Origin of the sequence: Vitreoscilla sp. C1 (assembly GCF_002951955.2) — a bacterium.
Taxonomy (GTDB): Bacteria; Pseudomonadota; Gammaproteobacteria; order Burkholderiales; family Neisseriaceae; genus Vitreoscilla; species Vitreoscilla stercoraria.
Window position 1 is genome coordinate 1,865,282 of record NZ_CP019644.2, and the last position, 13,473, is coordinate 1,878,754.

General features: G+C 45.2%; 11 protein-coding genes and 1 tRNA gene. 1 reads left to right on the forward strand and 11 read right to left on the reverse strand.

Going from position 1 to position 13,473, the window contains the following annotated elements:
• Positions 1–10 precede the first annotated feature (10 nt).
• Complete coding sequence (locus tag ADP71_RS09200; RefSeq protein WP_171461101.1) at positions 11–1,225, reverse strand: MFS transporter; 1,215 nt, start codon at positions 1,223–1,225, stop codon at positions 11–13.
• Positions 1,226–1,630: 405 nt separating this feature from the next.
• Between ADP71_RS09200 and ADP71_RS09205 the strand changes: the two genes are divergently transcribed.
• A complete protein-coding gene (locus ADP71_RS09205) occupies positions 1,631–2,836 on the forward strand; it encodes an MFS transporter (RefSeq protein ID WP_171461102.1) in 1,206 nt (401 codons plus the stop codon).
• 79 nt (positions 2,837–2,915) lie between these two features.
• Here ADP71_RS09205 and ispH read toward each other — a convergent pair whose 3' ends face one another.
• The 10 genes from ispH to ADP71_RS09255 form a co-directional block, all read right to left on the reverse strand.
• Positions 2,916–3,845 carry a 4-hydroxy-3-methylbut-2-enyl diphosphate reductase gene (gene ispH / locus ADP71_RS09210; RefSeq protein ID WP_019957156.1) on the reverse strand — a complete coding sequence of 310 codons (930 nt, stop codon included), beginning with the start codon at positions 3,843–3,845 and terminating at the stop codon, positions 2,916–2,918.
• A gap of 15 nt (positions 3,846–3,860) precedes the next feature.
• Entirely contained in the window at positions 3,861–4,424 is a 564-nt protein-coding gene (lspA, locus tag ADP71_RS09215; protein WP_019957155.1) for a signal peptidase II, read from the reverse strand.
• Between the two features lie 13 nt (positions 4,425–4,437).
• Complete coding sequence (locus tag ADP71_RS09220) at positions 4,438–4,731, reverse strand: antibiotic biosynthesis monooxygenase family protein (protein WP_019957154.1); 294 nt, start codon at positions 4,729–4,731, stop codon at positions 4,438–4,440.
• Between the two features lie 113 nt (positions 4,732–4,844).
• Positions 4,845–5,759 (reverse strand): cysteine synthase CysM, encoded by a 915-nt coding sequence (gene cysM / locus ADP71_RS09225; protein WP_104932053.1) that lies wholly within the window; start codon positions 5,757–5,759, stop codon positions 4,845–4,847.
• 88 nt (positions 5,760–5,847) lie between these two features.
• The gene (locus ADP71_RS09230) at positions 5,848–6,546 is read right to left on the reverse strand and encodes a dienelactone hydrolase family protein (RefSeq protein WP_019957152.1); all 699 of its coding nucleotides are present in this window, start codon (positions 6,544–6,546) and stop codon (positions 5,848–5,850) included.
• 218 nt (positions 6,547–6,764) lie between these two features.
• Positions 6,765–7,634: an EamA family transporter gene (locus ADP71_RS09235; RefSeq protein WP_019957151.1), complete on the reverse strand. Its 870-nt coding sequence runs from the start codon at positions 7,632–7,634 to the stop codon at positions 6,765–6,767.
• A 14-nt stretch (positions 7,635–7,648) separates the two neighbouring features.
• The gene (locus ADP71_RS09240; RefSeq protein ID WP_019957150.1) at positions 7,649–7,903 is read right to left on the reverse strand and encodes a DUF1289 domain-containing protein; all 255 of its coding nucleotides are present in this window, start codon (positions 7,901–7,903) and stop codon (positions 7,649–7,651) included.
• Between the two features lie 139 nt (positions 7,904–8,042).
• Positions 8,043–11,873: a DUF3683 domain-containing protein gene (locus tag ADP71_RS09245; protein ID WP_171461104.1), complete on the reverse strand. Its 3,831-nt coding sequence runs from the start codon at positions 11,871–11,873 to the stop codon at positions 8,043–8,045.
• Positions 11,874–12,288: 415 nt separating this feature from the next.
• Positions 12,289–13,176, reverse strand: coding sequence for an ABC transporter substrate-binding protein (locus ADP71_RS09250; RefSeq protein ID WP_158667234.1), 888 nt, complete (start codon positions 13,174–13,176; stop codon positions 12,289–12,291).
• A 219-nt stretch (positions 13,177–13,395) separates the two neighbouring features.
• Positions 13,396–13,471, reverse strand: a tRNA-Ala gene (locus ADP71_RS09255).
• Positions 13,472–13,473 lie beyond the last annotated feature (2 nt).

Sequence of the window (13,473 nt, forward strand, 5' to 3'; positions counted from 1 at the left end):
GTCCTGTAACTTATATGGTCTGTTCTATTTTCGCTTCTCGAATCGGCAAATGAATCAATGCAGCCACAGCCGCCAACACCATATCCGCATACCACATCCAACGATAATCCCCAAACTCGGTAATAGATAGACCACCCAAATACGCACCCAAAAAACCACCGACTTGGTGCGAAAACAAAGTCAAACCAAACAACGTCGCCAAATAACGCACGCCAAACAATTTGCCAACCAACGAAGCCGTTGGTGGTACGGTCGCCAAAAAAGTAAAGCCCAAGCCAACTGCCAAGACATAAAACACCCATGGCTCACGCGGCATATTGATGAACCACAACACCATCACCGCCCGCGCCAAATACATCCAAAACAAAATGTATTTGCTGTGATAACGTGACACCCAGCGTCCTGCCAGCAAACTGCCCGCCACATTCGCCAAACCAATCAATGCCAAAGACCAACCCGCCACTTGCGCATTCAAACCGCAAATCGCCACTTCACCGGGCAAATGTGTCACCAAAAAAGCAATGTGAAAACCACAAGTGAAAAAACCCAAATGAATCAGAAAATAATCTCGATTTCGCAATGCACTCAGCACAGTTTGTTTTAAACCACCATCGGCAGTGGCGGCAGTGGCGGCCTGTGTTTTGTCATACGGGCGTGTGGCGGCAAACAACAAAGGAATGGTGGCCACAGTCAAAGCCGCCATCGCAAACATCGACTGCATCCAACCAATCGATTTAATCAAGCTTTGTGTCAACGGCGATACCACCACTTGTCCCAATGAGCTGCCAGCATTCATGATGCCCGAGGCATTGCCGCGCATTTGCGGTGTAATGTGTTGCGCCACCGCACCCATCATAATGGAAAAGCTGCCTATGCCCGAGCCAATGGCACTTAAAATACCCAAACCCACCATCATGCCCCATTCGCTCGGCCACAAAGGTGGAATGACCAAGCCAATGAGTAAGACCACCATACCAAACACCAATACAGGTCGTGGTCCAAATTTGTCCGCAATCGCACCCGCTACAGGTTGAATTGCCCCCCATAAAAACTGTCCTATCGCCAAAGCCAAACTGATAGAGGCGATGCTGATGGAAGTTGCTTCGCTGATAGGCAATACATACAAACCCAAAGAATTGCGCACACCCATGGTAATCAACAACAATAAAGTGGCGGCCAAAACCATATACCACAGCGAACGACTGGATGAAGCGTGTGAAAACATGTATGCTCCGCTAAAAAATCGGTATTTAATTTAAATATATTCCATCATTTAAAAAAATTTTGATGGATTCAAACACTCAAGCAAACTTATTTGACATTATCTAACTCAGACGTGCGCCCATCTTGAGCATATCGTTGTTGGAAAAAAACAAATCCATCCAATCAAAACAAACATTTAAATCGATTGTCATAACAATATCAACACCTGTATCTATACAACATTGTTATCTTTCAAATAATATTTTTGTAGATTTTGAAACCATCTTTTTTGAAATCATCTATTATGAAAGCCATCATCCTACAAGCAATCTGTTAGCAAACACACAACTGGATACCAAAAAGATTCAGGCCACATACACATCTAGCTGCCATCTACACGAGAACAGCGATTGCACGGATTTTGATTATGGAAACACACGACCCGCCCAAATCATCACCATTATGGAAAGTCGTCTTTGTATTGATACTTGGCACTTTTGCGATGGGCAATGCCAAATTTTCTATCATTCCTTTGGTGCCAACCATTGCCGCTGATTTGCAAATCAGCAATCAAGCGGTTTTGGATTCTGTGTTTGCTTATTTTTGGGGTGGCTTTGCCGGTGCACCGATTTTGGCTTTGCTGTTTCGTAACTGGAACAAACCTAAAATCTTGGCCTTACTGAGTTTGTGGTGTTTTTTAGGCAATATTCTCAGCTCTTTTGCCCATAATGCCGAAACCTTATATTGGTTGCGCTGGTTTAGCAGCATTCCTCATGCGGCTTTTATGGCATTTGCCACTTTATTAATCTGCGAAATCGCCCCGCCCCAAAAACGCGGCCTGTATTTAGGCATCATCTTATTGGGCATCTCGTTGTCCACCTTATTTGTCGTGCCATTTAACACCTTAATTGGCATGCAACACGGTTGGGAAATCTCTTTTCGGTTTGTGGCTTTATTGGACTTGTTGATTTTCATATTAGTATTGGATTTACTGCCCAAAAACCTCAATCCCACCATTTCCACCACCATTGCCCAACAATTGTCAGGCTTAAAAAATCCACAAGTCTGGCAATTATATGTTTTGGGTTTGTGTATCATCACTTGCGCCACTGCCGCATGGTCGTTTGGGATTGCCACCATCAACCACGCAAGCCCACTCAATATGCCCTTCAAAGTCACGTTATTGGGTATTTTAGGATTGGGCTTTATCATTGGCCAAATCATCGGTGGTCTCGCCGCCGACAAAAATGTCCATGCCGCCATCGGCATCAATACGGCTTACACCTTATTGGTCTTGAGTTGTTTGATTGCCAGCTTGCCTAACTATCACATAGGCATTATGGCAATTTTTTTACTGAGCATTTCATTTGCAACCATCAATATCATGATGCAAATTCGTTTATTGGATTTTCCCAGCACATCGCTGTATTTGATTATGTGTTGTTTCAATGCTTGCATACAATTGGGCAATTTTTTGGGCTCTTGGCTCTCAGAAGTGGCTCAACACAGCCATCAATCCACACAAACCATGATGGTTTATACCTTACCTTTAAGCCTCTTGGCGCTTTTCATTTGGTGGTATTTAGACCATCAGCGTATCAAAAAACCTCAATCAAAATTTCCTTCTAGCTAGGTTTAATACATAAAAAAGCGTCCTGTAAAGATTACAGGACGCTTATTCTGATTACCGCATCAATATTGTCATGTCTGTTTTAACGCAATTCTTTTGGCAATACAAAAATAATGCTTTCTTCGACGCCGCTTAACTCTTCCACCACGCCATGTCCCCATTCTTGGATTTGCGCAATCACGCCTTGCACCAACAACTCTGGCGCCGAAGCACCTGCGGTCACACCAACATGTTTTTTGCCTTCAAACCAAGCTGGTTCTAAGTAAGTGGCATTGTCGACCATATACGCATCCACTCCCAACAACGCCGCCACTTCACGCAAACGGTTGCTGTTAGAGCTGTTAGGCGAGCCAACCACAATCACAATGTCGCATTCCGATGCCAATTTTTTCACCGCTTCTTGGCGATTGGTCGTTGCGTAGCAAATGTCTTCTTTGTTCGGGCTTTTAATATGTGGGAAACGTGCTTTCAACGCTTCAATAATGTCGAACGTCTCGTCCACAGACAATGTGGTTTGGCTCACATGCGCCAATTTTTCTACATCGTCTACTTCCAACCTAGCCACATCTTCCACCACTTCCACCAGCAACATACCGCCTTCGCGCACCTGTCCCATTGTGCCTTCGACTTCAGGATGACCTTTGTGACCAATCATGATGATTTGATAACCTTCATCATTCAAACGCTGTACTTGCTTGTGGACTTTGGTCACCAGTGGGCATGTGGCATCAAAAATGCGAAAACCGCGACTGATGGCTTCTTCTTGCACCGCCAAAGACACACCATGTGCAGAATAAATCAAAGTAGCACCTTCTGGCACATCACTCAATTCCTCAATGAAAATCGCACCTTTATTGCGCAAATCATCGACGACAAATTTATTGTGTACCACTTCATGGCGCACATAAATCGGCGCACCGTATTCTTCCAACGCACGCTCAACAATGCTGATGGCACGATCAACGCCCGCACAAAAACCACGAGGATTCGCCAATAAAATCGGTTGTGACATGTGTATATATCCTTGTTATTTGGCAGCGTTTGCCGCTGCTTGTTGTTTTTCTAATTTGCTTTGATGAAAACCATCAATCACCAACATCACCGCACCCACACAAATAAAGCTGTCGGCAATATTGAAAGCAGGATAGTAATAAGGCTCAACATAAAACAATAAAAAATCGATGACATGACCATGTACAAAACGATCGACCACATTGCCTATCGCACCGCCCACAATCGCCGCCGCACCCCAATTGCCCCAACAACCAAACTGCGCTTTGCGGATAGACCACAATAGCCAACCGCTGATGGCAAATGCCAACACTGAGAAAAACACCACTTGCCAACCGCCTGCATTCGCCAAAAAACTGAATGCCGCACCCGGATTGTAAACATGGGTCAAATCAAAAAAATCAGTGATGATATTGATGCGAGTCGCGCCCAAAAAATAACCTTGCTCATCGTAAACAGGCGCTGGAATTTTATGAATGACCATCCATTTGGTGAATTGGTCTAACACGATGGCCAAAAATGCCAACAACAAATATTTGCCTAAAGCAACAGGCTGAACAGGCTGGTTTTGAGTGTGCATAAACTGATTAACTTTATTGAGAACGTTCGTATTGTCGCACAATTTCAGCAATTTCCACGCGACAAGATTTGTACCACTTCCAGACACCTTTGTTTTGAGCAATTTGATGGTCGACATTATGACGCCATGCTTGAATATCGCCTAAGCTGTGCCAATATGAAACCGCGATTTCATCATTGCCTTGACCACAAGCTTGAAAATCAATGCAATGGTATTCATTTATCGCCAATTGACGCAAATATTGAGCAGTTTGCACATAATCTTCGTCCAATTGATCAATTGTTGCTCTAAAAATCACCACATACATTTTTGACTCCCTTATTTTACAGGTCGCTTCATCATGCTTTCGGTATCAACCATCCCATACATTCAAAACAAATTTACAGGACGCTGCTTGAAAGCGTCCTGTAAAAGATGGATTTATGTTGAAAACACGCCCGTAGACAAATAACGATCCGCGCGGTCACACACAATACACACAACCACCGCATCTGGATGGTCTTTGGCAATTTGCAAAGCCGCCCAAGCCGCACCGCCCGAAGACACGCCAGCGGCAATGCCTTCTTCAGTCGCCAATTGGCGCATGGTCGTTTCGGCATCGCTTTGCTCGACATCCATAATCACATCCACACGCGAAGCATCAAAGATTTTTGGCAAATACTCTTGCGGCCAACGACGAATGCCCGGAATGCTTGAGCCTTCGGCAGGCTGTAAACCGACAATTTGCACGTCTGGATTTTGCTCTTTTAAATATTTAGACACGCCCATAATCGTGCCTGTGGTGCCCATAGAGCTGACAAAATGGGTGATTTTGCCTTGCGTTTGTGCCCACAATTCAGGACCCGTAGTCAAGTAATGCGCTTCGTAATTGTCTGGATTGGCAAATTGGTCTAACACTATGCCTTTGCCTTCGGCTTGAAGCTGCAACGCCAAATCGCGCGCGCCTTCCATGCCTTGTTCTTTGCTCACTTCAATCAACTCAGCACCATACACACGCATCGCATCTTTGCGTTCTTGGCTCATATTGTTAGGCATAATCAATTGCATTTTGTAGCCACGCATCGCCGCCACCATCGCCAAAGCAATGCCCGTATTGCCTGAAGTCGCCTCAATCAAAGTGTCACCCGGTTTGATGTCACCGCGTTTTTCCGCCTGCATAATCATATTGTAAGCTGGACGGTCTTTGACCGAACCTGCTGGATTGTTGCCTTCCAATTTGGCCAACACCACGCCGGCACCTGCATCTGATAAACGCTGCAAACGTACCAAAGGTGTTTTACCTACAAATGCATCCAATAAATATTCTTGTTGAGCAAACACATTGTTTTGCGACATAGTCATCCTTCATTCACTGCAAAAATAGCGGCACCTGCCGTCAGAAGCCGCTATTGTACCGCTTTTATGCGTTAAATTTGGTTTACATTCACGCCAAACACATGCGCAAAAATGCCATTGAACGCTGCCACGCCACCTCAGCCGCACCTTCGTTGTAAGCTGCTCGCTGATTGCAATTGAATCCATGCGCCGCAGGATAGACATACACCACCACTTCATCGGCATATTTTTCACGCAAAACATCAATGCCGTCCATCGGAGTGGTCATGTCATTATCCGAAAAATGTGCCAACACAGGCGCAATCGGCTTGTTTTGCAATTCCACCTCCGCAACCATGCCACCGCCATAATAACAAATCGCCGCCCACAAGCCTTGCGCCTGTTGTGCTGCACGCCAAGTATTCAGGCCGCCCCAACAAAAACCCATCATGCCCACTTTATTGACATGTTCATTGTCATACGCCCAATCAATACATGCTTGGATATCGCTCATCACTGGCGCTTTGAATATCACTTCGATTTCTTGTTTCAAAGCCTTGCCATGCTCAATGTCTGCCGCGCCATACGCCATATTGACGTTTGTTTCCACACGGTCAAACAATTGTGGTGCCATCGCCAAATAGCCTTCTTTTGCCAAACGGCGACACACATCTTGAATGTGGCTATTGACACCAAAAATCTCCATCGCAACCAAAACTGCGGCTTTAGCAGGTTTTTCAGGACGCACCACAAATACCTGCGTTTGAAAACCATCATCAGAAGCGATGCTGAGCCATTGTTCATTCATATTGTTTCCCCTGCTTTTATTACAAATAACCACACCCTAACGCTTTACCATAATTTTGTCATGACCATAATGGAGATTCACCCATTTATTTATTCATAAAAACTCAAACATGACAGTGACGATATGCTTCTTTTAAACAGAACATGAAAAACACAAGCAGATGCTTTGAAAGCGGCCTGTAAACATTCCCATCCATTCACACTCAAACAATCACTGCTTTAAATCATACTGGCATACAAACACGCCACCGCCACCATCGCCACCAACAAACCCAATACATTGATTTTGTGCAAACGCTCTTTATAAACCAACACCCCAATCACCGTTGCCAAACTCAACACGCCCACATTCACGCCTGCAAACACCACGCTTGGCGTATCACTCAAGGCTTGATGCGCTTTGATGTAAAAATAAATATTGGCAAAATTCAGCAAGCCTAATAACAAACCGCAACGCAAACTGAAACCATGCCATCGGGTTTTACTCAACAACAAAAAGCCCCAAATCAAGATTGCTGCCGCCACAAAACCCACCAACAACAATAAAGAAAATTGCGCGCCCGTTTTGGCCACTTGCTTGAAAATGATGTCAATGATGCCATACCCCATCCACACCAAAAACAACATCCATCCTGCACCCGTACCAACATTGGTTTGTTGTACGTTTTGTAATAATTCAGATTTGGGTTTTACCACAATCAACAATACCGCCAACACTGCCAAAGCAACGCCCATGCCTTTCAGGCCGCTGATATGTTCCCCAAAAATCCATACTGCCGCCAACAAAGGTATCACCAAAGACAAACGCTGTGCGGCATCGGCTCTCACCATTCCCGCGCGATATACCGCTTGTGCCATGAACACAAATACAGTCGGCAACAACACCCCCAACAAAATCACCCAATGCCACGGCAAAACATAGATTTTTTCCATACTGACATCAGGCTGCAGCAACACATAAGTGGCGAGAATGGTCACCCCATAATTCACTGCAATCGCTTGAGCGGCCTGTAAACCTTTTGGTCTTGCCCATTTGAATAAAACCGATACCGCCACACTGCACAACACACACAATACCAACATCCACATGTACCGAATACTCCCTAATCAAAGTCCAATTCTGGCTCCACTATGGTCGCCGCATCGACTGCTTGCATATTGGATAAATGAACCATTTGTATTTTTCGCCGCCGTTGTATACACAAACGCAATACCTCTTTTTTTTCGGCATCGTTATATGTGAACCACTGTTGCCGCTCTTCGCGCGAACGCAAACAACCTTTGCAATAACCACGGTTATTGCTTTCACATACCGAAATACACGGATTGGGTATTTTGAAAAATTCCAATTGTTCCATGACTCACCCACCTGACTGTGCAAGCTGCATGCATTTGATTGTATTCTCTATTTAGCATAAGCCCAAATTTTGTCTCCAGATACAAAAAAACGCCATCTTATGGAATATAAGACAGCGTTTTTCGAAACGATTTCAAGACTTACAACAACACGCGCTCAATACCGCCATTGGCTGCTTTGGCTACAAACTCATTTTGCCATTGCTCACCCAACACATGTTTTGCCATTTCAATCACGATATAATCGGCATCAACATTGGCATCGTCTTTGTAGCGGCTCAAGCCTTGCAAACACGCAGGACAAGAAGTCAAAATCTTCACAGGCTCGCCTTGTGGTAAAGCGGCTTTGCCTTTTTCAATTTCTTCTTGCTTACGGAAACGCACTTGCGTGGCAATGTCAGGACGGTTCACTGCAAACGTACCGGCTTCACCACAACAGCGATCTGACAATGGCACGTTTTGACCCATCAATTCAGATGCCAATTTAGCCGGCTGCATGGTTTTGATAGGTGTGTGACAAGGGTCGTGGTACAAATATTGCTGACCTTTGACGCCATCCAATTTCATGCCTTTTTCAAGTAAAAATTCATGAATATCAATAATGCGACAACCTGGGAAAATTTCCTCAAAACGGTATTCTTGCAATTGGTCATAACACGTACCACAGCTCACCACCACGGTTTTGATGTCCAAATAATTCAAAGTATTGGCCATGCGGTGGAACAACACGCGATTTTCAGTGGTGATTTCTTGCGCTTTTTCCACATTGCCCGCACCTTTTTGCGGATAACCACAGCACAAATAGCCCGGCGGCAACACCGTTTGCACACCGACATGCCACAGCATCGCTTGCGTTGCCAAACCCACTTGGCTGAACAAACGCTCCGAACCACAACCTGGGAAATAGAACACCGCTTCAGTGTCTTCTTGCAATTGTGGATTGCGAATAATCGGCACAGTTTTGTTGTCTTCAATCGCCAACAACGCACGCGCGGTCTTAATCGGTACATTGCGTGGCAATGGACGATTGATAAAATGCACCACTTGTTCTTGAATTTTTGGCTGTTGTGTGGTCGCCTCTGGCTGTTTTTTCTGTTTTTTGAGCTTACCAAAACTGAATTTTTTCGCCAAATCATAAGCCGCGTTTTGCGCCTTAAAGCCCACATTGACCACGCCCATACGCAAGGCTTTCACCGTTGCAGGATCTTTTGCATTCAAAAACGCCATGCCAATGGCAGCCGTTGGATTGAATTTCTTCTTGCCTTGTTTGCGTAAGAAGTCGCGCATTTCCACGGTTACATCACCAAAGTCAATGTTCACAGGACACGGTTTTTCACAGCGGTGACACACAGTACAGTGATCAGCCACATTATTGAATTCTTCAAAATGCTTGAGCGACACACCACGACGGGTTTGTTCCTCGTACAAGAATGCTTCGGTCAATAAACCCACACCCAAAATCTTATTACGCGGGCTGTAAAGCAAATTGGCACGCGGCACATGTGTCGAACACACAGGCTTACATTTGCCGCAGCGCAAACAATCTTTGACCGAATGGGCAATTTTGCCAATGTCAGACTGCTCCATGATCAAAGATTCAACGCCCAGCAATTCAAACGATGGCGTGTAAGCCATGCGCAAATCGCTGCCACGCATCAATTTGCCACGGTTAAAACGGCCATGTGGGTCGACTTTGGCTTTGTAATCCCAAAATGGCTGCATTTCTTCATCGGTCAAATATTCCAACTTGGTAATGCCAATACCATGCTCACCCGAAATCACACCGTTCAAATCGCGCGCGATTTTCATGATACGGTCTACCGCTTTGTGAGCGACCTGTAACATATCATAATCGTCTGAGTTCACAGGAATATTGGTATGTACGTTGCCATCGCCTGCGTGCATATGCAAAGCCACAAACACACGTGAACGTACCACTTTGCCGTGAATTTTGCCCAATTGCTCCATGATTTTCTTGTCAACATGACCGCTGAAAATCTCGCCAATTTGACGCATCAAATCACGTTTAATCGACACACGCAATTTGAAATCGCGCATCGCAATGAAGCAAGTGTTGTTCAAATCGGCGCTCGCATCTTCCAAAACCTCAGCACCAAAACGCTCAACATATTCAGATAAAGGCGCATCCAAATGGTCCAACAACCACTGCCAACGAGCATGTACCGCTTCGACATGTTGCAATGCATATTGACCACGCTCACCCAACAATTCTTTGCTAGGCAAATCTTCGCCCATTTTGTCCACAGGCAATTTTTCATGGCGCAAATACGCCTCCAAAGCGCGCACCAAAGCCAATTTGTTTTGAATCGACAACTCAATATTGATGCGCTCGATGCCGTCTGAATATTCACCCAAACGCTCAAGCGGAATCACCACGTCTTCGTTAATCTTGAACGCATTGGTGTGTTTGGCAATCGCAGCAGTGCGAGAACGGTCTAACCAGAAGGTTTTGCGTGCTTCAGGCGACACCGCAATAAAGCCTTCGCCTTCACGCGCATTGGCAAAACGCACAATGTGTGCCGCTGCTTCTTGAACTGCGTTTTCGTCATCGGACACAATATCAGCCAAAAGCACCATTTTTGGACGACCTTTGCCGGCGGCTTTGGTGGCATAACCAACCGCACGCACATAACGCCAATCCAAATGTTCCAAACCTGCCAATTTCACCGATTCGTGACCCAACAAATAATCGCGAATTTCGACAATGGCAGGTGTTGAGTTGGCAACCGTACCAAAGAATTCCAAACACACCGTACGGGTTTGTTTTGGCATCGTGTGCAATACAAAAGCGACACTGGTGATAATGCCATCCGTACCTTCTTTTTGCACACCCGGCACACCCGACAAGAATTTGTCGGTCACGTCTTTACCCAAACCAACTTTACGGAATTTGTGACCTGGAATGCTCAAACGCTCGGTTGAAACAATGGTTTTACCATCGTCTTTTAAGGTATGAACGTCAAAATCCGCCATATCTTGGTCATGGATTTTGCCAAAATTGTGGTTCACGCGTTCAATCAATAACCATTGACCTTGCGGATTGACCATTTTCCAATAGGCCAAATTGTCTAATGCTGTGCCCCACAACACCGCTTTTTTACCGCCGGCATTCATTGCCACGTTACCGCCCACGCAAGAAGCATCAGCTGACGTTGGATCGACCGCAAACACAAAGCCTGCCGCAGTGGCCGCTTCTTCCACGCGGCGCGTCACCACACCTGCGCCACAATGAATGACAGGGTGCTTACCGTCTAAGCCTGGCATATTCACCATCTGCACACCCATGTGCAAATCCAGTTTTTCCGTATTGATGACCGCACTCATGGCATCTAAAGGAATCGCACCACCTGTGTAACCTGTGCCACCACCACGAGGAATGATGGTCAATTCAAGCTCAATCAAGGCTTTGACCAAAGGCGCAATTTCCGCTTCCGAATCGGGATTGAGCACCACAAATGGATATTCCACACGCCAGTCAGTGGCATCGGTCACATGTGACACACGTGCCAAACCGTCAAACATGATATTGTGTTTTTTGGTAATCGAACTTAAACGCTTGACGATTTGCTCACGTTTGATGCGGGTTTTTTCAAATGATGCATCAAAATCATCGACCGCCACCGCTGCCAAAGACAGCAATTTTGCGACTTTGATATTGTCATCACGACGCTTTTGAATCTCATTCAAACGGTGGCGCATCTCGCCCACCAACGCCACTTGACGGTGTTTGTGTTCCAACAAATCATCGACCAAATAAGGATTACGCATCACCGCCCAAATATCGCCTAAAACCTCAAACAACATGATGGCAGAGCGGCCTGTACGGCGCTCAGAACGCAAATCGTCTAAAATCTCCCAAGCTTCGGAACCGATCAAACGGATGATGATTTCTTTATCAGAATATGATGTGTAGTTGTACGGAATTTCGCGAATGCGCGCGGTAGCAGTCATTGTGGTTCCATGTAACAGTTTTTTATAGCGTGCCAGCCTGAAAACTTGTCTTTCAGCGACACCAATTTTGTGTAAAACGACAGATTGCTAGTTTAACCGATACAAGATGTCCTGAAAACCTCAAATCCACCATCATGTCATTGAGGTTTTGTTACAAAGCCAAGCTTTATCAGCTTGCCCACCCTTTTATCTATTTTTAATAAAACTGTTATGTCGTTTTAAATGAAATGATAAATGGCTTATTGAGGCTAAAAATATTCCAGCAAAATACCCATATCAGTTCACCGTACACATTCCAAATCACAAAACCCCAAGTCAGCTTTCAATCTGACTTGGGGTTGGTATCAATGTGTACAGATTTCACGTCTCTTACATCAACTTACCTTAACACATTCATGATTACCATGCCATCATCTTACGATGCTTCTTCCAAGCTCGGAAACAACGCATGATAAGCCTCTTCATCAATGATATCGACCTGTAAACCTTGCATATAAGCCCACACAGACAACCAACGCTGCGCGCTTGGTGCGATTTCGGTTTCAAAACGACATAAAGTATCTGTCACAATCGCAGCGGTTAACGCGGCATCGGCTTGAGGCTCAGGATTGTGACGATTCCACAATGCCAAAGCTTGTTCAGGATGGCTTTGCCACGTTTTTACCGCCTCTTGCATGTGTGTAACCAAGCGAGCAATCGCTGCTTGTTTTTCAGGCGCAGCTTGCGCTTGACCAATCAACTCCAAAGCTGAAAAACCCGGAATCCCTGCATCTTTGGTCGTTACCATAATAATAGGCATGCCCAATTCTTTGACCATCACACCTTCAATATTGGCAAATGCCAACCATGCACCATCTGCACCGTTTTGCAAATTGGTAATGTGATCGAAGCCTTTCTCTAACACTTGAATCTGCTCTTTTTGCACATCCACGCCTTGCTGGTATGCCCAAACCATCACAATGCGACGACACAATTCATCCGTCACTTCATTGGATACAGGCGAACAAATTTTCACGCTTTCACCTTGAGCCAAACGACTCAAAACATCATCACGCAACAACACCCCACCATCGGTTTCAAAAAAACAACCATGTGATTGCATCGCCGCACTGTGTTTTTCCAACAAATGCAAGGGTTCATTGACGACAATATCGACCTCTCCTGCAGCCAAAGCCGCAAAACCATCATAATGATCATCGGGAACAATCAATTCAATTTCATCCTCACTCGCCTCTTGTGCTGCCAACAACGGTAAATGATCGGGATTTAAGAACCACTCCAATGCAATTTTCAACTGTGCCATTTTTTCGCTTTCTGATTGCGTTTTAATGATGAATACAAACACCGGTAGCGTGTTTATAAGCACACATGTTAGCAGCATTTTTTCTTTAGAGCTGCACACAAAAAAGCGTCCTGTAAACATTTACAGGACGCTTAAAAATTGGATGAATCAGTTTATCTGTCTATTAGCCAGATATTAAAAGCAAAAAGACTTGGAACAGTCCAAGTCTTTTTGAAATTCTGGTGGAGGTAAGCGGGATCGAACCGCTGACCTCTTGCATGCCATGCAAGCGCTCTACCAACTGAGCTATACCCCCGT